This is a genomic window from Pedobacter sp. BG31 (assembly GCF_042464845.1).
Taxonomy (GTDB): Bacteria; Bacteroidota; Bacteroidia; order Sphingobacteriales; family Sphingobacteriaceae; genus Pedobacter; species Pedobacter suwonensis.
Window position 1 is genome coordinate 33,576 of sequence record NZ_JBHNZK010000007.1, and the last position, 21,600, is coordinate 55,175.

Below are 21,600 nucleotides of genomic sequence, written 5' to 3' on the forward strand. Positions count from 1 at the left end.
CGACTTTGTCGGCAAATATACGTAGCTGATAGGTAGTTACCGTGTTTTTTTCATCAATTTAACAACAATTGGAGGAATATAGTCTAATAAAATGGTTTTAAAGGGTCTTTTTATTTTTTTTACGTCATCAGCGATATCCTTTCTGCCTACAAAAATAGTGCTATGCGCTTTAATATCCGGATTTACCTCTTCCGCTGGTCGGCCATTTGTATAGTAATATAGCGCAAGTGATTTGCGGCTGCGGTGGGGCGGGCATGTTAAGGGATTGGGATGGCCATGGTAAGCAAAGGAAGTTGTAGAAAAAATTGCTACGGTATTAAAAACCGGCAAAACACGTTTTTCCGCCTGTGTCATCTCCTGGTTCCATAACTCAAAATGCCCCCCAAAAGATTCTTCCCAGTCTTTATTTAAATAAATCAATAAATTAATCCTCCGGTCCAATCCGGTAAGCTCGTGTTTATTAAAATCTGCATGTACTTTTAACAGCCCGCCGGGTTTGATTTCATGACATCCGCCGCCAACAAAATAAGGGTCTGGTAATAAAACCTCTTTGATCCCGGTGAGCTCTTGTAAAAATTCAAGCATGGGCTGTGAATTCAAATAATGCATAAGCTGCCTCATGGTGTCGCCAAATACAGCTTCTCCTTTTGCCTGGTATTTTTTCTCGTTATGATTATCGTAATGCTGAACTTCTTTTGCTTTCGCCAGATCCGGAAATTCACGCAATACATGACTGAGCATTTCTTCATCAAAGAAATCAGTAAAAACGATATTTGGAAAAGGAAGGGCACGCTGATAAGCAGCCTTATTTGCTTTTGCCCATTGCAAAAGATCTGTTCTGGCATTTAAAAAACCCATATTCTTTTAACTCATTTTTTGTTACCGATAGACAAGAAACCATAGCACTAAATATTTTTTTTTGCACGATAAATCATTAGTGACAACAGACTGTTGATGATCAGCATGATAAGAGCAATCACGATGATAAGCAGGTTGTTCCCCAATTCCTGTAGCAAAAAGGCTAAAATAATAAATAGCAGATTGATTAGCAGTAAAATCGCAGTGGCCTGCATATGATTAAGTCCTAATGAAAGCAGGCGGTGATGTAAATGGTTACTGTCTGCTGTAAACGGCGATAATCCCTTTCGGATACGTATCGTAAAAACCCTCAATGTATCGAAAACAGGGATAATTAATATCGCGGCCACTAAACCCGGGATAGACGCTATATGCGGTTCCACTGAAACAAAACGCCCGGCAAGATCTGTATTTAATACTTTAATACTAAGAATGGCGGCTATAAAACCCAGTAATAAAGAACCGGAATCGCCCAGAAATAATTTTGCCGGCGAAAAATTAAAAAAGAGAAAGCCAATTAATGCACCTGCAAAAGAGGCTGCAAGATAAGCATAGCCAAGCTGTTCTACCTGAAAAAAAAGATAGGCATACAGTGTACAGAGTAATATGCCTAAGGAACTGGCAAGACCATCAATACCATCAATTAGGTTATAGGCATTTACCACCCCCACAAATGAAAAAACAGTTAATCCCGCACTAACCTGATAAGACAATTCATTGATTCCAAATGTTCCGTATAGACTGGTAATCCGGATATCAGCCAAAAACACGATCATGAGCGCTGCCGCAAACTGGGCCACAAACTTTTTATAAGGTTCGAGGCTATCGATATCATCTTTTAGGCCCATTATAAAGATAAGCATAGCTGAGGCCATCAAAACATTGGCCTGAGGCAACAGATTTAATGGTATAAATATCAAACAGGAAAACAAGAACCCAATAAAAATGGCGATTCCACCTGCATTTGGTACAGCACTGGTATGAATCTTTCTCAGTTCGGAAGGTGCATCAAACAATCTGCTTCTGCCTGTTACCTTGATAAGCGGGGGAATAATGGTAAATACAACCAAAAAACTACTCAGGAATATAAAAAAACAACGCATTAAAGACTATTTATCTGCAAATTAAGGTATATTAAGCAGAGAGTTGTATAAATTCGAATAATTTGTACCCATTTTTTCACCTGTGAAGTTAATGCTATAAAATTTAAGCGACATCCCGCTTCTAAACCCTGCATCTTTTTCTGCTGATTCACATGCAAGTTTCAACTCAGCGATATCATCAAGTTTAAAATAATAAAAAAAATCTTCCCCAAACTGTTCTGCCAGCGAAGGAATAGCTGAACAAACCACAGGAACGTTTAAAGCCATTACTTCGAGCAATGCCAATGGCATTCCTTCTGATCTGGAAGGTAAAACATACATATCAAAATGGGGGATGTAACGATAGCCGTCTGCTCTAAAGCCCATGATTTTAAACCGGTCAGAAACCTTATATGCTATGGCCAGTTCCATTAAACCTGCCTTTTCCATACCATCACCGATAACAAGAAAAGCATACTCCTGTTTAATGGCCAGCAATTTGATTATTTGCTCCAGCCCTTTTCTCTTATCCATACTACAGACTGTACCTAAAAGGATATGATTTCTTTTAAACGCAAGCAGTTCCGCAAGATCTGCTTCGGGAATTTTTTCTGCGGGCGAGGGAATATTTATTCCATTACTGATTACACTCAGCGACTTGAATTTAGTTTTGCGGTAGTAATCTTTTGCAGCCTGGGTCAACACCACCACATGATCCATTTTTTTCCAGGCCAACTTCCAGGCAGGGATGAGAAGATTCGCTGTAAATCTTCCATAGGTAAATGCCAGATCATCATAAATGGCCGTGTGAATTGTAGACACCAGTTTTATATTAGATTTTTTTATTTTTTGATGGTGAAACAAACAATATAGATCGGGCCTGAACAGGTGTGAATGGATGATATCAAAAGAGTGAAATTCAATGGGATCAAAAAAACTGATTTGTTTTACCTCACAATCAAATTCCAGATCGATCAGGTCATCAAAATAATAAACCTTGCAATGATAGCCTGCATACTGCACCAGATGCCGTACCAATGCACGCAACATAATCACCGGACCCTTATTGGCAAGTGAGGTAATTAAAAACGCAACTCTCATAACGCATTATTTTGATAAACCAGGGCCAGCTCCTCCTGCAACTTACATACATCATATAGCTGATTGCCGTTATTTAAATTTTCAGAGATATTTTCAATTAATGACACATCAGAACATAACCTCAAAATAGCAGCTAATAGTTGATCAGGTTCTTTAATCGAATATAAAAGCCCTGTCCGTTCATGATCCACGCTTTCGGCAAGGCCTTCAACGCATGAGGCAATAACCGGTTTTCTAAAATGATAGCTGATCGAACTGATTGCAGATTGTGTGGCACTCAGATAGGGGAGAACCAGGAATTTTGCTTTTCTGAATAAAGCAGCTACCTCTTCTTCGGCAATGAACCGGTTGAGGAATATAATATGATCTTCCTTTTCCGGGTTGCGTTTAAAATAAACATCCCCCTTACCGGCAATAACGAGGTTTGTTCCGCGTAATTCAGATCGGGTTAAAAATAGGTGATATAAAGTTTCGACTCCTTTGTACACCTCAATCCTTCCAAAAAAAAGGACATAGTCTTTCACATCCTTAAGTTCGGGAATGTCCTGATTTCCATTTAGGATTTTCCTGGTGACCATACCCGGCATTCGGTGCCATGATATTTTTTTTGCCGGATAATGCGCTAGCAAAGCCTGATGCTGAGAGCGGCTATTGGTAACCAGGTTATTGATCTGTTTAATTAACAATTTGTCTTTCCTGATCCTGAAATAATAGTGTTTGGCCCGCTGAAGCAGGTTGAGTTTTGCCGGATGTGCTACAAAATCATGGACGGTATAGTACAATTCGAAGTTTTTGAATTTAGCAAGATGAGCAGAAAGCATCACATCCTGTGATATAAAATGAATTTTGGAAATGAGCTCCCTGCAGGCAAACTCCGCAACAAGGTCCAGGTATCTACCACTAGAAAGAATTCTGATCACCTTATTCTTATGCAGGTGGTAAAATTTTATCCTGTTACGCCGATCCATAGCAACAGCATAGTCTGCCATCAATTCCGCATTGCTCCGCTTATCCTGACCATTTAAAAAAACAACCGCATAAAAACCCATATTTTTATCAGCAAGGGCTGCACTCACGATCCCTATATTATAAGACTCAAGCGCCGGAACTGTACAGACCAATAGTATTTTTTTCATGGTAACGTTGTTAAGCCCTAAACAGAATGCCTGCTATTTTCAGATACGACAGTTTTTGCTTTACTATAAAAAATACAAGTGCCTGCAAGGCATATACTTTGTTAATCAGCATAGCGGAAAGCATACCACGGCTTTTTTTAAAATAAAGATACCTGCTCCTGGCCAGGTATTTTGCTTTTTGAATATTCAGCAGGCTACCTCCCAAGGATGCACTTTCATAGTGTATAATTTTCACTTTTGGTAAGATTACGGAAAGATAGCCTGCTTTTTTTATTCTCAACGAGAGTTCAACCTCTTCAAAATAAAGAAAAAAATCCGGATCAAAACAACCTGTTGTCTCCAAAACAGTCTTTCGCAGGAACATATCTGCACCACAGATGTAATCCACAGTCCTGGTCTCTTCAGAGTGGTTCTTTACCCCACTGCTCAGTTTTGTTCTATAATAACCGGGATACAACCTCAAGAAGCCTAAAGCAGAAAAAGCTTCTTTTAAGGATGGAAAGTTGCCATACGAAATCTGATCATGGCCATCGCCATCAATTAAAGCAGCACCACAGCAGCCCACCTGCTTATGCCTTTCTTCTTCCATAAATTTAAAAAAGACACTTGCGGCATCACTGGTGAGAAGGGTATCAGAATTGAGCAAAAAAAGGTATTTACCATTTGCATGTGCAATCCCCAGGTTATTCGCACCTCCAAAACCAACATTTTCTGATAACTCCAGAAAGATCACATCCGGATATAAAGCCTTCACCTCAAGAATCGATCGGTCGGCAGAAGCATTATCAATAAGTATAACCTCAAATGTATTATCTTTTGTAAACCGGTAAACCGATCCTATACAAGCTAAAGTAAGAGCCGTTGTGTTGTAATTGATGATAATAAAGGAAAGATCCATAGTTTAAGGCGTTCAACAGGCTAGGGAACAATTTTTTTCAGATATTTTAGAATAATAGTGCGTTCCTCTAACCGGGCAATAAATATCATAGCTACTAAGATAAGTTTTAACGCGATAACATTAAAAATGATGACCAAGATTGGCGTTCCGAAATCACTTAGATAAATATGCAGGAGGTACATCAAAAAACCAGTTACTAAAACCACTAAACTATATTTAACGGTAATGATTAATAAACCGTTGTTTCTGACCGGAAAGTAAAAGGCCATAACGATGGCCGCAATCAGGTGGGAACTCCCCAGTGAAAAAGGAAAAATATAGAGGCTGTAATCTTTAAAAAAATAAAAATTCATGCCAATCATCACCAGCTGAGCCATCGTACCGTAAACGGCAAATAGCTTTCCTTTGCCAGAGGAGAGGAGAGACAAACCATAAATATGGTACAAAAAAATCCCGAAAGCCGCCCAGCTATAGCCCATTGTTAATTCGCTGATTTTGGATAGCGACAGCGCACTGATATTTCCTTTCTTATACAAAAAATCTACAATAGCGCCTGAACAGCCTGTAAACAACCCGATAATCAGGGCCAGAATGAGGAAGCCAAACTGATAAATCTTTTTGAAGGCTTCAAAAAAATCCTTCATCATTCCGGTGGAGAATTTAAGGCTAAGCACAGGCACCAGGAGTGAAACCAGAATACCAATGAGTACATCCAGAGGAATATCGGAAAACTTCCGCGCATAATCTAAAATGGAAACTGAACCGATAGCAGCAGATGTAGCTAAGGATTTCTCTGCAATCACATTAATCTGAGAAGTAAAATGAGGTAAGAAAAAAGGGAGGGAAAAGGCGAAAAAGGGTAAGGCTATACGGAGATTTGCCGAAAAAATTCCTGCGAACAGGTTTATATTTCGTTTTTTTAACTGCACAAGCAGCATGATGAGTAAAAGTATTAAACCAGCATAATAGGAAATGGCTAAAGAAATAATACCTATTGATGGGGCCAGGGTAATGATGACCACCAGCGTAAATACCTGTGTAATGAATCCGGTAATCTCTGGAATGATAAATGAATTATAGGTATTGAGAATACTGATCAGGATTTTTGTGATTTGATTAATCAGAAAAGACGGCGCTACTATGCGGATCATAAACTTTAACGTGATTTGCTCATGCTCTCCATAATCCGGAGCAAGAAGCTGGCCTATTACCCCGGGAAAAAGCATAATTAACACAACAAGTACACAGGTAATCAGGTTAATAACCAACAATAATGACCTGGTATGCAGTAATGCCTTCGCTTCCCCATCCTTTGCTTTAATGAATAAAAACTTAGCTCTGAACGTATCATTCAACGGGGCCCAAACGGCAATATCCAGTATAACAATAGCATTTAAGGCCAGGAGCCAGACATCGCGCTGGAGGCTGACGCCAAAATACCTTGCAGAAAAAGAAAGGTTCAGAATGGCAAAAGCCAGTCTGACTACACGGATGCCAAATATAAAGCTCGCCTGTTTTCTCAATATGGTGCTGAAATCTGTTTTAAAACATTGTCATTTAACCGCTGTCTTTCCTGGTCAAAGAACCAGCCCCATTTATTGAAGTAACGGACGGCAGACTGTATATGAAACCTTAATAATTTTGGATCCTGATAGGAACCTTTCTTAAAACCATGCACAATGCTGACACCCGGAAAAAAAACAGTCCGGTAAAACCGATTGATCCTTCTTGCCAGGTCATAGTCCTCAAGATACATAAAAAAACGCTCATCAAACAAACCTGTTTTCTCCAGTGCAGCAGTTCTTAAAAACATAAAGCACCCGGATAAAACGGGTGTGTTTAGTATCTTATTATAACCGAATTGATCAAGTTCGTATTTTGCATTCTGATGTGCAGCCCATTGGGTATTACTCAAAAACCTTCTTCCGATCAGGTCAAAAGGGGTGGGCAGCAACTTACAAAGCCGCTGAAGATGCCCTTGTGGATAGTAGATTTTTGGCATCAGCGCCCCGATATCCGGATGATCATCCATAAAACCCGTTATTTTCTCCATTGTTCCCTTCTCAAAACTGACATCGGGATTCATGATTAAATGATATTTGATGCGTTGCTCAATGGATTTTCTCAAGGCAATATTATGCGCGGCGCCGTAGCCAAGGTTTGTAGCATTAAAGATGTAGGTAATACGCGGATCGACAGCATATTTTTTGAGTACGTTTGTTTTAGAGTTATCAATTAAATATAGTTGAAAATCAGCCTCTATCGCAAGTACCGATTCGATGGCCTCAATAAGTTCATCACCGTTATCATACAATACAATTGAAATGGCTATGCTCATTTACAAATCTACATAAACATCCAACTATTTCAAGAACAGGCCATATCTTTCATCTATTACAATCTCTTAAAAAACAGCGACAAGCAGTTTTTAATAACACATGAGAATACCTTGCCGGATATTTAGTAGATACATGCTATTATTTCAAAAACTTTCTTATACTTGAAACGCTTCACGAATGGATGTAATCACCCTATCAAGATCAGCTTTAGAAAGATTTGATCCGGAGGGAAGGCACAGACCTTTTTCAAACAGACCTTGCGCAGTCCCGTTGCCATAAAAAGAATATTTACTAAAAACCGGCTGCATGTGCATCGGTTTCCAAAGGGGACGGCACTCAATATTTTCATTGGTTAATGCTACCCTGATCATCTCCGGACTAACGCCTTGAGATGGATCAATCAAAATACAGGTTAACCACCTGTTGGAATAAAAACCGGAAGGTTCTTCCAGAAAGCTTATTGCTGGAATATCTTTGAGATGATCAACATAATATTTAAAGTTAGCCCGCCGCTGACTGATCCTATCATCAAGTACCTCCATCTGTCCTCTTCCAATACCTGCCGCAATATTACTCATTCTATAGTTGTAACCAATCTGACTATGTTCATAATGAGGTGCATCATCTCTGGCCTGGGTAGCAAGGAATCTTGCTTTTTTAATGGCATTTTCATTATTACCCAATAATGCGCCACCTCCACTGGTGGTGATGATCTTGTTTCCATTGAATGAAAGAACGCCAAAATCCCCGTAAGAACCAAGAGGTTTGCCCTTATATTTAGATCCTAAGCCCTCTGCTGCATCTTCAATAATAGCAATATTGTATTTGTCAGCAATCTTAGTTAGCTCAGACATCTTTGCTGGCATGCCATAGAGATGAACGACGATAATTGCTTTTACTGTTTTTCCTTTGGCGACTCTATCTTTTATTGCTTCTTCCAAATACTCAGGGCTCATGTTCCAGGTTTCTGGCTCGCTATCTACAAATACAGGATCTGCTCCACAATAAACAATTGGATTGGCTGAGGCCGAAAAAGTTAGACTTTGACAAATAACTTCATCGCCATATCCTACTCCCAGCAGGATTAAAGCAAGATGTATAGCGGCTGTACCTGAGCTTAATGCTGCAGCATACTTTACTCCTACATAAGCTTGCAGGTCTGCTTCAAATCCATCAACATTCGGGCCTAGGGGAGCAATCCAATTTTCAGAGAACGCCTCATTTATATAACTTTGTTCACGTCCCCCCATGTGTGGAGAGGATAACCATATCTTATTTTTCAATTTATCTAGATCATTTAGTAACAGTCAAAACAGTAGCGCCCCAAGAGTAACCTACTCCGAAACCAGCCAATAAAACATTTCCTAAAAACTTGTTTTCCTTAATTGCATGGTAAAGCGCAATCGGAATGGTTGAGGAAACGGTATTTCCACAATGCTGTAAAAAGTAAAAGAACTTCTCCTCTGGAATTGAAATTTTCTTTCTCAGGTGATTCAGCATAAATTTATTCGCCTGATGAAAAACAAACAGATCAACTTCATCTTTTGTAAGCTGATTTTTCGAAATGGTATTATCTACCAGACCAGGCACCATTTCAGAGGTGAAATTGAAGATTTCAGATCCATTCATCAGCAAGTAATTCTCGTTACGGGAATTCCCGTATTCATCCACAGATACTTTTTCGTCTGTATCCTTTGGAAACCGCATTCCTCCTCTTTTAACAATTAGATTTTCCGCTCCACTGCCATCGGTGCCAACAACAGTTTTTCCAATTTCAGCTAAGCCTTCAGTAGCGGAGATTAACGTAGCAGATGCGGCATCACCAAAAATAGTCCTGTTACTCTTATCCCTTGGATGAATAAACTTGCTATATGTTTCTGCGGTGATAAGCAATACATTTGATGCATCTCCTGAGGAAATCAAACCTTTCGCTAAACTCAAACCGTATATGTATCCGGAGCATCCCAAATTAAAATCAAGTGCACCAGCGCTGATCGGAATGCCTAGTCTTTCCTGAACAAGACACGCCGTTGTAGGCAAAAAATAGTCGGGGCTCTGGGTACAGAATAGTATATAATCTATCTCACCCGGTGAGATCTGGTGTTCTGCAAATAATTTCTTGGCTGCATAAACACCCAAATCAGACGAAAAGGTGGTTTCATCTGCTATATATCTGTTATATATTCCAGTCTTAGATGATATCTTGTCTGCCGACCATTCAGGAAACATTTCATTGATTTTTTCGTTACCTAAACCCTGAGGTGGCAAATAGTAGGAAATGGCCTTCAAGTATGCTTTCATCATATTAAATTATGGCTGTTCTGCCACCGTCAAGAACAATGGTTTGACCTGTAATCCATTTACTTGCCGGGGATAACAGAAACGCGATGGGGCTTGCCACATCCTCTGGCTCACCATAACCTAGCGGATATTTAGCTTCGTCCATAGCAACAACTTCTGCAGATAGGGTATTGATCGTCTCTTCTGTGATCGCTGTTCTCACCATTCCCGGCGCAATGCAGTTTACTCTGATCTTTTGAGCCGCAAGCTCATTTGCAAAAACCTTTGTTGCAGAAATCAATGCGCCTTTCGTTCCGGCATACATTCCATTTCCCTTCATTCCAAATAATCCCGCCACCGAAGAAACCAATACTAAAGAGGCACCTTTGTTAATCTTTTTGGCTTTCACCATACCTTGAAGTAACAATACGACCGACTTATAATTTACATTGTAGATTGTATCCATGGTTTCCTCTTTGATAAACTTCAATGGTGCAAGCATCACCACTCCGGCAGAATGTACAAACCCATCAATTGAAGGAATAGAGTCCAGAATCTTGCTTCGGTCTGAAGCCTGTGTGATATCAGCTCGGATATAACTATGGTCACCCGCTTTAAGCTCACCAATAAGTTTCCTTAAATTATCCTCATTTCTGCCTGAGGCAATGACTGTGGCACCCATTTGGGCAATTGTTTTACATGTTTGATAACCTATCCCAGAAGACCCTCCGGTCACTAGAATCCTCAAACCTTGTAAAGAGAAAATATCTTCCATTACTCTGCTATCGCTTTGTTATATGCGTCAAAAAAATATTGTATTCTAACTTCCTCATCACTTATTATACCTGGACTACTTGAATGGCTAATACCTTTTTGGATATTTTCCAGTATCTGTCTATCCTCTTGTAGAATTTCGATGCCCAGCCTTACGGATTCATCAGCTAATGCAGCCCTCAGGCTCGGATTAACACTGTCATAACTGATGTTCGGCTCTAAAAATCTGATTTTTAAATTGGTTTCGGTAGCTGTTAACGGAAATAACTGGCCAACGTAAAAACTGGCTCCCTCCGTGGAAGAAATAACCAGATTGGGAAAGATAAATAAGTGATAGAAAGACTGATGTTTGTATGCTCTATCCTCTAAAAAAGCAAGGATTTTGTTTTTTTTAGCGTCTATTTTTTTTACCGTCTTTGGAAAGTGGCAACTTGAATGAGCTTGATAGTGCTCAATATCAGAAATTGCGAGCCCCCCTATACCTAATTTTCCATATATAGTTTCTTTATGAACAACCGAGCAATGGTAACATTCGAGTACGTTTTCAATTAGCATTTTCCAGTTCGCTTTGTGCGGTAGATCAGCTATGTGGGTACGGCTGCCGATATTAGCGGAAAGTTCTTCCAGCTTATTATAAAATTCACCCAGGTGTGACCTAAGATCAATAGTCTGGTTTTCATTGAGAAGGACAAACACAAAATGCCCGCACACTTCAACCTGGTATTTTTTTAAACAAAATTCACTGGGAATTGCTTGTATTCCCTTAAAGGCACTAAAAGTTTCCTTTTTAGGCATAAACGATGGAGCGCCTTCCTTATCAAAAGACCAGCAGTGATACCCGCATGTTAAAGCCCTGCGGCCAAACTCCTGTGTTTGAATCTTATTGAAACGATGCGTACAAATATTCTGGAATGCCCTGAGTTCGCCCTTGAAATTTTGAATTACTATCGGATTGCCACCAATCTCCAAGGTTACAAAATCGCTATTTACTTTGATTTCCTCAGTTAAACATGCAAATATCCATGTATTGGAGAATATCTTTTCATTTTCTATCTGCAGATGATCCTCAGAATAATAATATGACTTTTTCAGCATATCAATTTAAATTTGGGTAATATCTGTTACAATAAGATTTTCTGTATTCAATACCATTGTACCCCAAGATAGCCCAACTCCGAAACCGCAGCAAAGCGTCTGATGCCTTCCGGAAGAAAGTTTATCCTTCAATTCAGAGACAATTGTAAGAGGAATGGTTGCTGAGCTCGTATTCCCATACTTATCTAAAGTATACGGAACCTTTTCTTCTGGTATCTTCAGTTTTTTTACGATCTTTTTATTCATAAAAAGATTAGCCTGGTGAAAAACAAAATAATCAATCTCTTCGGTTTCCTTATTCGTATATTCCAATAATTCCCTGACTGCCGATGGCGCTCTTGAAATTCCGAAAGAAAACACATCCATTCCATCCATTACAAGCGAACATTGGTTCCTGTTTATCCCATCTTCTACTTGCTCAAATTTTAGTGATGTTTCATCAGTTTTAGTCCTTGCTCCTCCGGCAGGGATGATAATCGCCTTATAACCACTACCATCAGTACCTAAAGAAAAAGGTATTGGGACAGCATTGGCATCAAACTCAAATGCTGATGCTGTTCCTGCATCACCAAAAAGTGGCTCAGTACTTTTATCAAACGGAGAAACTACTTTTGAGTTCGTTTCGCCAACAAGGAGCAACCCTTTGCGTGCCGCACCAGCATTAATTAAAGATGCAATGGTGGATACACCATAGACATATCCAGAACACCCCAGGGGAATGTCCATAGCTAGACAAGTTGTTGGCAAATTTAACCGATCCTGAAGTATAGCGGATGTAACAGGTAGTTTATAGTCGGCAGTTTGGGTGACCAATATCAGTAAATCAATTTCAGACTTTTCCCAACCTAACTTTGCTATCAGATCTTCTGCAGCTTTGTAGCACAGATCGGCAGTTGTTTGTTCTTCTGTTGCAATATACCTTTGATTCACTCCGGTACTATTGACAAAGGGAGTCATCTGCTCAGTTGAAAAATAGGGGTGATCCAGATTGGAAATCACCTTTTCAGGAACGCAGGCTGAGATTCCGACTAATTTAACATTGGGTATTGTAAAACAGGCCATAATAGTTATACCCTAGAACTCACTAAATTGAAAATGTCTTCAATTGTATTTGAATTCCTGAAGTCCTCACCTGTCAGTTTAACACCATATTCCTCATCTACCATCGCGATAATAGATAATGAGGTCAATGAATCCCATTCGTCAAGATCTCTAAAGTTGGTAGATGATGAAAATTGTTCTAAAGGCGTTTCATCAAATTGGTCTGCAAAGTTTTTTATAAAATCGTTAATATCCATAGTGCATTTTTTATTAAAATGATTGTTTTGTTGCAGGAACACCAAAGTATACACCATGGTTTCCAGTATTTCTGATTATGACAGAATTTAAATTTATTTTGTTAAAATCTCCAACTTTTTTCTGCTGTATAACTGAAGAGTTCATTGCAAAGATATTAAAATCTCCTATAGTAACGGTACCTGCAATGAATGAATTGGGGCCGAACAGATTATAGCTTCCAAGGGAGACATCGTGACCGAGACCAACTCTTCCATTGAAGACATTAAAATTTCCGATCTTTATATTGCAGGTTAGATTCATACCATGACATAATACATTGCCTTCTCCGATTTGATTGGTATCATCCCAGTAAATACCAGGATGAATAACATTTGGAAAAATGAGATTGGGGTTTGACTTTAGCTTGTCAACAAGCTGGTTCTTGGTCAGGTGAACCAATGCTACGACAACCTCCACCTGCCTTTCATAGCCTTTTAAATACTCAATGTTTCCTAAAACAGGCAAACCATTAACCTCACCTTCTCCCAAAGCTGGATTATCATCAACAAACCCCAGGATATTGAAAGTCGGCTCATGTAAATTAATTTGCTTCAAAAGTACGTGTACCTCTCGCCCAAATCCCCCGGCACCATAAATTATAATATTTCTCATTGATCAGTTATTTCCGTTAAAAGCTTCCATAGTGGTGTTCTCGGACGCATTCACACCCTCCCTTTTGAAAACCTTGACAAAAGTAAGGTAAAGAATATGTAAATCTAAACCAAAAGAGATGTGATCTACATAATAGCAATCAAGTAAGAATTTTTCTTTCCAAGAGATCGCATTCCTTCCGTTGACCTGCGCCCAACCTGTTATACCCGGACGCACAGCATGTCTTTTTTTTTGGTCCTCACTATAAAGCGGTAGATATTGCGGTAAAAGGGGTCTGGGACCAATTAGGCTCATGTCGCCGATGATCACATTCAGCAATTGCGGCAGCTCATCAAGAGAACTGTTTCTAACAAATCTGCCAACGGCAGTAAGCCGTAAATGGTCTGGTAATAGTTGTCCCTTGATATCTAACCTGTCGTTCATTGTTTTGAATTTGATAATCCTGAACAGCTTTTCGTTTTTGCCTGGCCTTACCTGAAAAAAGAAGGGCTTACCATTGTTAGCAAAAAGAAGAAGTATCGTTACAATTAAAAAAATAGGCGAAAGAAGCGCGAAAGCTACAACTGAAATTAAAAAATCTAACACCCTTTTTATTATAGTTTTATACATTTTCAATCAATAAATTATATTCATTCAATAAAGCATTCCAAACTAAATCTCGTCGGTAATTTTCAACAATGTTAATCCGTGCCTTTGATGCTGCTTTTTGATAAAAATTCTGATCATTTATAAACATGTCCATTGCCCTCTTCAAGCCAATCGGATCATTTACTTCCACAATTAGTCCATTCTCATTATTGCTGATAATTTCATTACTACCATTAATATCGGTAACAATGCAAGGAAGGCCCATTGCTCCGCCCTGAAGTACAACATTGGGGAATCCCTCGCGCCAGCTCGGAAGAATTAGTACCTGAGAAATAGCATAATAGGGTCGGACGTCATCTTGAAATCCTACACAGATTATCAAGTGGTTCATCTCGATCTCCTGAATGGTTTCCTTACGCAGCGGATCGAGCAAAGGCTCGGGTTCACCAACTAACAAAAGCCTGGCATTGGGCGTATCCTTGGAAAACTGCTGAAACGCAATTATCAATTCATTTATACCTTTATCACCAACCAGACGGCCTACAAAAACAAAAACAAAGTCATCTGATCCAATGCCCAATTTAGAGCGCAACGCTTCCTTTTGGGCATTGCCTATCATGGCTGGATCGAAATAATTCTCATCGATTCCATTAACATTTCCATTTCCAATTACACTCAAAGGCTTGGTCGTAATATTGAACCTGCGCAAATCATTCATTACCCCTTGCCCTTCCGGATAGATGTGAGTTGCGAATTTGCACAAAAGCCGATCCATGGCTATAAGAAGTTTTTGCATTTTTCCTTTTCGAGTAGGAAAGATCAGCCCTGTGAATGTATGCATGCGAATAGGGATTCCAGCAAAATACCCTGCTGCCATAGTTAAAAGACCGGCTTTAGGTGTTATTGAATGTACGATCAAAGGTTTTTCCTTCAGTAAAACACGATAGAGATTAATTAAAGAAATTAAATCTTTGAAGGGAGATATTTTTCGCTCCATATTAACACTAATTACACGAACACCCTCTCTTGATTGCACTCTGTCTAAGTCAGGACCTTCTCCTGACAAAGCAACGACCTCAAAATGTTCGTTTAGAAATTTTAACTGGCCGTTAAGTAGGACGGCTAACGATGCTGGTATCGTCGAGGTTCTTACTATTTTATGCATTGCCAATCTTTTTTCTATTTAATATCTCTTCATATAATTTAATTTCGCGGTCAACCATCCTTGAAATATCGTAAACCTTTACCCGAAGTGCTGCTCGGTTCTTTACCTGCTCAAAAAAAGACTTGTTTGTGATTAATTGCAAAATCTTTCTGCTCAGCTCCTCTTCATTCCCAGGATCAAATAGAAGGCTGTCATCTTCTACTACTTCAGCCAATCCTGCGACTTTTGACGCTAAAACCGGTACGCCTGCAGCCATACTTTCTGCGGCAAACAAACCAAAGCCCTCCCAATGGGAACTCAACACTGAAAGATCGACCATCTTTAAGAGACTTGGAACATCACTCCGATTACCTAGGAATAAAATTCTATTTTCCAACCCTTCCGCTCTTACCATATCTTTACACAAACTCAGCCGTTCTCCTGTACCTACAAAAAGTATTTTAACATGGTTAGGCAACATCTTTGCAGCTCTTATTAATGTATCATGATCCTTTTGTGCTCGAAAGGCCGCAACCATTAAGATAAGATAATCTCTTTGTTCAATCCCAGGGAAAAGTTTCCGGTCAGCAGTATCCGCATTAGTATAGACGGAAATATCAATGCCATTCTCTATGGTAATCGCTTTCCCCTTTAGCTGTGGCAAATGTTTAATTAGAGCAGCCTTAACCTGTTCGGTTATACAGACGATAGTATTATAGCGATTATATACAAATTTCTCCGGAAGTTTGAACACGCTATTGTTCCACCTGCGATTTTCAGTGTTATGTTCTGTAAAAACTAAAGGAACGCTTGATTGTTTGAGAAAGGACGCCATGGCAACCCAATATTGTGCCGGGAACAGGTGGACATGGATAAGATCATAGTCTTTGAGATACCGCATCAGTCTTATTGCATTTAAAGGGTTGTAAACATTATGGGAATTTAAACTATGGAAAGGTATGCCATAGCGATTAACCGTCTCATCCAAAAATGTTCTACTCGACCCAATAGTTAAAAGGGAAATCTCAATGCCTTTTTCTTTAAAAATGGGCAAAGCATCCACAATGAGTTTTTCTGCCCCTCCGATATAGAGTGAATTTATGATGTGAAGCACTTTCATTGCGGAATCATTATAAGGGTAATCTATTTATCATCTAAGAATATAATTCACGAATATGTTTCACAAGCAAACTATCTATAATCAGGTTTAGACCAGTCATTCCCCCTCGAAATGTTTGAGAAATTCTTAAGAAAAAGTTTTTTTGATGTATTGATAACTTTGATGATATTGTTAGAGAGTGTTAAATTATCTGAGCGGTTGTTAATTATAGCATTAGAATCATAGGTGAAATTTCCGTCTATCTCGAATATATTACCATTTATAAATATCCCTTTTGTAGGGGATATATTTTTGGTGGTGATATACATCAGTGCCCTGTCTTGAGGGCTATCCTTTGCAAAGCTTTTTCTAAGACCCACATTTTTTTTAAAATTTTTATTTGAGAATGAGTTGCCTTCAATGTATACAGATTGGTACTCACCCCGGGCATTATCTTCAGAAAGTATCATCCCCAGATCGCTACCATTGAATGTATTATTAAATATTTTGTGACCACCATCGGTCTGTTCAACATGTAATGCACGATCATATCCCTCAATTACCTTATTATTCTGTAAAGTTAAACTGCGACACATATACTCAATAACAATGCCAGCACGGCCAAGCTGACGCGTTTTTTGGGTATTATTTTCTACAAAATTGTTTTTTATTATACCTGAGCGTGCATTGGAAACATAAATACCATCCCCATAATTATCAGTTTTGGGATTGAAACCCCAAACGTTGATAATCTTTGAATTGGAAATCTCCACACGTTGAAAACATGAAGTTGCAGCAATGCCCTCCTGTTTTGTTGTACTGATGTAAATTCCCTCGCCATAAAAATCCCTGATCGTAACATTGTCAATATATGCTTCTCGTTTATCGAAAATTGCTAAACCAGCAGACCATTTAAGTTGATTAATCTTGGGGTGCTGTGCATTAAACGGGGTATTGTTACCGACTAGGTTTAAATTGGAAATCCGGAAATTTCCTGAAGACTCATTAAATAGATATCCAACCACCACAAACATATGATCTTGCGATTGTGATAAAAAGGTTGGGTTTAGCCCTCCCTTTTGCCGTCCCAGGATGCTCACGTCTCCTCTAAGAAAATCCATCACAAGCATTTTTCCAATCTTATAAGTTCCAAACGGAACAATTACCTTTACTTTAGAAAATTTTTTAGCCTCTGTTAGGCATTTCTGTATAGCTGCATAATCTTCACTTTTACCATCTCCCTTGGCCCCATAATCTTTAACATTGAGAACCTTAGTACTTGATTGTTGTGCACATCCGGTACTAATATAAAGTATTAAGAATAACAGCAGGTATATTTTATTTCGGCTGAAATTAAAGTTCAACATTTACAGATTTTTTATCTTTTAGTTCATAGATCACAGAAGCTGCCACTTTTGCGAAAGGTTTCATTAAAAGCAATGTTTTGTCTAAACTTAAGCTTTTTCCAGTATACCTTTTAAACCTGTAAAAATTAACCAGTGCTCGAAACTTTTGGAAAAGAGGGATTGGCATTGAGGCGAGTTCAGCATAGCATAAGCAGGTATTCACAGGGCTTTTCATTCTTATTGAAAATATTTTAGCGGTTAGTCCATCTGGCTGATAATCGCATACATATTTGTTCATGTTGAGATACATCAAATTGAAATCTTTCAAACGGTTAAAAAAGAGTGCTTCCGGGCAGAACTTTTCACCTTTCGTGAGCGGAAATGGATACTTTTTAAATAGTGAGGTCCGTATAATTTCTGCTTTATCTCCAATCTCCTTGTATTTATATCGGAATTCCAACGGACTGCAGTTAAGCTCTTCATATTGTGGAGCGCCTATAGCCTCACCAGAGGGAAAACATCTATTGAACGCTATTCCTGCAAAGGAATCGTCCCGATCAATCCTTAGCCATTCCTTTTTAATTACCTCCACCGTGTCAGGTACCAGAAAATCGTCACTATCCACAATAAAAAAAATATCTGTCTCCGCAAGCTGAACACCTCTGTTGATCGCAATGTGTTTGCCGGCATTTTCCTGCTTCTCATACTTCAATTTAAAAGGAAGTTTTGATGATTGGATACTCTCGAAAAATGCCTGAGTTTCATCCGTACTCCCGTCATCCACAACAATCCATTCAAAGGTTGAAACTGACTGATTCTTCAAACTTTCAAAGAGCCGCGGCAAAAGTTTCGCCCGATTATAGGTAGGAGTAAATATTGTTACCATCAATTAAATTGGTTTTCTAATTATCGTCTTGGTCAAAAGAACCCAACTATTCGATCCTATTCTAAAGGAGTTACGAATGATTGTCATGATCCTACCTGCCAAATCCAATTTTGGAAATTCCAGATAAGCTTTGAACAGCCTATGTGATTCTTTGGGCATTTTATCCGAATAATGATCAAAAAAAGATAAGTTAGCCTGATAATGTTTTCTATCCAAGACCGGATTGTTTCGATCCAAAAATGTCCGGATTCTCGAGGTATATTTGACCGAAACATTACCAGTGACATTGTTATCATGTTGCCTATACAACATTAGCGATTCATCCAAGCACTTAAGCTTCCCGAATGTTACTGCTGCAATGGTAACAAGATGATCATGCATGAAAACATACTGGGGAGGATCGATAATCTCGTTTAAGAGAGCCCTATTGAAAATCAAAGAAGAACCTTGTGCACCGCTATTTAAGAACAAACTATCCCTCAGATCATGCCTATCAAACAGATTCACTTTTTCAGCCGTTACTCTACCTTCGCGATAAGCAAACGCATTACAATAGCCTGCACAGGGCATTTCCTCGTCTGCAATCAGAGCAACCAGTTTTTCAAGTTTGAGTTCTAGCCAAATGTCATCTTGATCGCAGAAAATGATCATATCGGCGGTAGAATATTTGAAAAGATGAATAAAATTATTTGCAGCTCCACCGCATCTGATACCATCCTGGATAAAATTTATACGATTGTCCTTCTGCACAAACATCTCAAGAATATCGACTGTCCCATCTTGGGAACCGTCATCATGGATAAGCAGGGTCCAATCTTGATAGGACTGGTTTATCAACGATAGAATTTGTTCTTCAATATATTTTGCACCGTTATATGTTGCCATTAAGATATCTACTCTCTTCATTATATTTCAAAATAAGGTCTTATCAAATGAGGGTCTATCAGCTTATATGAATAATATAAAAGGAAGCAAAGAAACAAAAAATGCAAGAGGACAAAATAGTACTTATCTTTCCCTTTCTGTAATTGCGCAAGCATAGTAGGTAAAAGTATCACACCGAACTGAAACAACAGATAGGTAAACCGCTGAAATATAGGAGACTGAAAAAAAAGCATATTCAGAGACACTCCCAGAGCAAAAACCCTGTAATAGAATGAGAGATCAAGATCATTGTCCTGCAAACGCTTGTAAAACAGCGTATAGATCGCCATAATAGCTAAACCAAAAACCGTAACGACCAACCCAGCTCCCCCTGATTCCTCCAGATATACGGACATGTATTGAGGTACACCTGCGAGGGAAAGAAGCAAAGGGAAAAAATTCACAAACAATCCAATCGTACAAAAAACAGGCATGATCAGGTAAACATATTTGTTTTTAACCAAAAATACAAATGGGGCAATTAATAAAATTACCACTGATGCATTATGGAACAGCATGGCAAATATGAAACTTAACAAAAACAGTATGAATCGTCTATTTGCTAAAAAATATATCGCATAAAATGCTATAGAAGCACTTAATGCATATCTTATTTGGGTAAAATCCCGATATAGATAGAAGAAACTCAGATAAAATAAAACTGAAGTGAAGGGCAAGGGGCTTACTTTATAGATAAAAGAATAAGTGAAAAGACCTGTAGCAACGGCCATAATAAAAAACACCCAATTTATGTCCCCACCGGCCATTGAAATCACTTTGTTCAGCAACATGTACCCTCTTTCAGTATTCTCCCAGTAGTTACCGGCAAGGATATCTGATAAGGAATAGTTTATCGTTGAATTAAATATTTCGACATAGTTAATACTATCGTTATCTACACCAACTGTACGAAATGCAGGGAAGCAGATCACTATCGAACAAAAAAGCAAAAATATAATCGATTTGAGAAGCTTACCCTGCACATAATCGAAGATTGTGCAAGTAAAAGCTACTGAAAAGATCATATAATATATCAACATCTGCTACAGTTGTTCTAAACTAACTAAATACTCCCTAATATCAGTCTCCTGGCTATTGACCAGCATTTCTGATATTATTGACTTGTTTTTTTTACTTTTGACCGCTTTAAGCGCATTTAATGAAAAATCATTTACCTTAAGATATTCAAAACCATAAGCTCCAAAATCGCCTATATTCGGCGATTTAACTATCGGTACGATCCCGTAGTACATATATTCAACGAGCTTGGTCGGGCAGGCTACATTATTGACAGGGATATCATCTCTTAGAATAAATCCGTAATTAGCGCGGTTATAATATCCGACCAGCTCATCGGGTGCTACGGAATAGATGAAAACATTCTTTTTCTCATCTAATCCTTTGGAAGCAGCTTTGGCTTTCATTTCTTCAGGGCTGCCCGTAAGCAGGGTATACGTGATTTTTGGGCTTAAATTATCAGCGATTATATCCAACATCAGATCAACATTTTGCCATTTCTGTAGATTGCCGCTATATACTACATTTATCATATCTGACTCCTCAATAGGTTGCTGATTGACACCATTTTGGATATTGTTGGGCATAATTGGGTAGATCAGATTCTTGTAGTTCAAACCAAGATACTTTTTCTTAAAATGATTTGCCATGGATTCCGTAACAGAAATGGCTAAAAAAAGCCTTTTAAACAACACACGTTCTGTTAAGGCATACAATTTTGACTTGCTTGCATAACCGGCTAAGAGGTGCTCCTCAGGCACAATGCCATGAACATCAAGAATGTATTTTGACTGGGTAAGAATCAATAGTATTGGCAGGATCGGCAGGGCATTTTGGATTGAATGAAAATAGATTAGTTTGCTGCTCCTGAAAAGACGTAAAATAAAGAAAAAGTGGACAAAAAGATTACATCTATATTGTATAACACCTGGGAAAATCTCCTTTTGTTCTTTTTTCGCATAAAGCCGGTGCGAGACAAAAAGATAAGCGCGCTTATCATCGGCAAACTGTCGATCCACAGCAATCATACGCTGAGACATCCCCTCTTTGGCAGTTTCCTGATTTGGGTATTCTGCCATAAAT

At 38.8% G+C, this 21,600-nt stretch carries 22 protein-coding genes; all 22 read right to left on the reverse strand.

All coding sequences use genetic code 11. From position 1 onward, the window contains the following. Positions 1–36: 36 nt before the first annotated feature. A complete protein-coding gene (locus tag ACFE6N_RS10640; RefSeq protein ID WP_378936280.1) occupies positions 37–858 on the reverse strand; it encodes a 2OG-Fe(II) oxygenase in 822 nt (273 codons plus the stop codon). A 47-nt stretch (positions 859–905) separates the two neighbouring features. Beyond that, a complete protein-coding gene (locus tag ACFE6N_RS10645; RefSeq protein WP_145858793.1) occupies positions 906–1,961 on the reverse strand; it encodes an MraY family glycosyltransferase in 1,056 nt (351 codons plus the stop codon). Positions 1,962–1,982: 21 nt separating this feature from the next. Next, positions 1,983–3,041 (reverse strand): glycosyltransferase, encoded by a 1,059-nt coding sequence (locus tag ACFE6N_RS10650; protein WP_378936283.1) that lies wholly within the window; start codon positions 3,039–3,041, stop codon positions 1,983–1,985. Beyond that, positions 3,038–4,177 carry a glycosyltransferase family 4 protein gene (locus tag ACFE6N_RS10655; RefSeq protein ID WP_378936285.1) on the reverse strand — a complete coding sequence of 380 codons (1,140 nt, stop codon included), beginning with the start codon at positions 4,175–4,177 and terminating at the stop codon, positions 3,038–3,040. Before ACFE6N_RS10655 ends, ACFE6N_RS10650 begins: the two co-directional genes overlap by 4 nt. A 10-nt stretch (positions 4,178–4,187) precedes the next feature. Further along, positions 4,188–5,075, reverse strand: a complete 888-nt coding sequence (locus ACFE6N_RS10660; protein WP_378936287.1) for a glycosyltransferase family 2 protein — start codon at positions 5,073–5,075, stop codon at positions 4,188–4,190. Positions 5,076–5,095: 20 nt separating this feature from the next. Continuing rightward, complete coding sequence (locus tag ACFE6N_RS10665; protein ID WP_378936289.1) at positions 5,096–6,598, reverse strand: lipid II flippase MurJ; 1,503 nt, start codon at positions 6,596–6,598, stop codon at positions 5,096–5,098. Continuing rightward, positions 6,595–7,413 (reverse strand): glycosyltransferase family 2 protein, encoded by an 819-nt coding sequence (locus tag ACFE6N_RS10670; protein ID WP_378936291.1) that lies wholly within the window; start codon positions 7,411–7,413, stop codon positions 6,595–6,597. Before ACFE6N_RS10670 ends, ACFE6N_RS10665 begins: the two co-directional genes overlap by 4 nt. Before the next feature lie 156 nt (positions 7,414–7,569). Then, positions 7,570–8,697, reverse strand: a complete 1,128-nt coding sequence (locus ACFE6N_RS10675) for a DegT/DnrJ/EryC1/StrS family aminotransferase (protein WP_378936293.1) — start codon at positions 8,695–8,697, stop codon at positions 7,570–7,572. A gap of 10 nt (positions 8,698–8,707) precedes the next feature. Then, positions 8,708–9,718, reverse strand: a complete 1,011-nt coding sequence (locus tag ACFE6N_RS10680; RefSeq protein ID WP_378936295.1) for a ketoacyl-ACP synthase III — start codon at positions 9,716–9,718, stop codon at positions 8,708–8,710. Position 9,719: 1 nt separating this feature from the next. Further along, positions 9,720–10,469 carry an SDR family oxidoreductase gene (locus tag ACFE6N_RS10685; protein ID WP_145858777.1) on the reverse strand — a complete coding sequence of 250 codons (750 nt, stop codon included), beginning with the start codon at positions 10,467–10,469 and terminating at the stop codon, positions 9,720–9,722. Then, positions 10,469–11,563: an aromatic ring-hydroxylating dioxygenase subunit alpha gene (locus tag ACFE6N_RS10690; protein ID WP_378936297.1), complete on the reverse strand. Its 1,095-nt coding sequence runs from the start codon at positions 11,561–11,563 to the stop codon at positions 10,469–10,471. The genes ACFE6N_RS10685 and ACFE6N_RS10690 overlap by 1 nt, the downstream gene beginning before the upstream one ends. Before the next feature lie 6 nt (positions 11,564–11,569). Then, positions 11,570–12,625 (reverse strand): ketoacyl-ACP synthase III, encoded by a 1,056-nt coding sequence (locus ACFE6N_RS10695; RefSeq protein WP_145858772.1) that lies wholly within the window; start codon positions 12,623–12,625, stop codon positions 11,570–11,572. A 5-nt stretch (positions 12,626–12,630) separates the two neighbouring features. After that, positions 12,631–12,861 (reverse strand): acyl carrier protein, encoded by a 231-nt coding sequence (locus tag ACFE6N_RS10700; RefSeq protein ID WP_145858768.1) that lies wholly within the window; start codon positions 12,859–12,861, stop codon positions 12,631–12,633. A gap of 13 nt (positions 12,862–12,874) precedes the next feature. Continuing rightward, the gene (locus ACFE6N_RS10705; RefSeq protein WP_378936300.1) at positions 12,875–13,513 is read right to left on the reverse strand and encodes a hypothetical protein; all 639 of its coding nucleotides are present in this window, start codon (positions 13,511–13,513) and stop codon (positions 12,875–12,877) included. Positions 13,514–13,516: 3 nt separating this feature from the next. Next, positions 13,517–14,122 (reverse strand): sugar transferase, encoded by a 606-nt coding sequence (locus tag ACFE6N_RS10710; protein WP_145858762.1) that lies wholly within the window; start codon positions 14,120–14,122, stop codon positions 13,517–13,519. Then, positions 14,115–15,266 carry a glycosyltransferase family 4 protein gene (locus ACFE6N_RS10715; protein WP_378936302.1) on the reverse strand — a complete coding sequence of 384 codons (1,152 nt, stop codon included), beginning with the start codon at positions 15,264–15,266 and terminating at the stop codon, positions 14,115–14,117. The genes ACFE6N_RS10710 and ACFE6N_RS10715 overlap by 8 nt, the downstream gene beginning before the upstream one ends. Beyond that, the gene (locus ACFE6N_RS10720) at positions 15,259–16,365 is read right to left on the reverse strand and encodes a glycosyltransferase family 4 protein (protein WP_378936304.1); all 1,107 of its coding nucleotides are present in this window, start codon (positions 16,363–16,365) and stop codon (positions 15,259–15,261) included. Before ACFE6N_RS10720 ends, ACFE6N_RS10715 begins: the two co-directional genes overlap by 8 nt. A 71-nt stretch (positions 16,366–16,436) precedes the next feature. Beyond that, complete coding sequence (locus ACFE6N_RS10725) at positions 16,437–17,711, reverse strand: right-handed parallel beta-helix repeat-containing protein (protein WP_378936306.1); 1,275 nt, start codon at positions 17,709–17,711, stop codon at positions 16,437–16,439. Continuing rightward, on the reverse strand, positions 17,698–18,576 hold the full coding sequence (locus ACFE6N_RS10730) for a glycosyltransferase family A protein (protein ID WP_145858752.1): 879 nt from the start codon (positions 18,574–18,576) through the stop codon (positions 17,698–17,700). Before ACFE6N_RS10730 ends, ACFE6N_RS10725 begins: the two co-directional genes overlap by 14 nt. A 3-nt stretch (positions 18,577–18,579) precedes the next feature. Then, a complete protein-coding gene (locus ACFE6N_RS10735) occupies positions 18,580–19,482 on the reverse strand; it encodes a glycosyltransferase family 2 protein (RefSeq protein ID WP_145858749.1) in 903 nt (300 codons plus the stop codon). After that, a complete protein-coding gene (locus tag ACFE6N_RS10740) occupies positions 19,482–20,540 on the reverse strand; it encodes an EpsG family protein (RefSeq protein ID WP_145858745.1) in 1,059 nt (352 codons plus the stop codon). The genes ACFE6N_RS10735 and ACFE6N_RS10740 overlap by 1 nt, the downstream gene beginning before the upstream one ends. A 3-nt stretch (positions 20,541–20,543) precedes the next feature. After that, positions 20,544–21,596: a hypothetical protein gene (locus ACFE6N_RS10745; protein WP_378936309.1), complete on the reverse strand. Its 1,053-nt coding sequence runs from the start codon at positions 21,594–21,596 to the stop codon at positions 20,544–20,546. Positions 21,597–21,600: the final 4 nt, after the last annotated feature.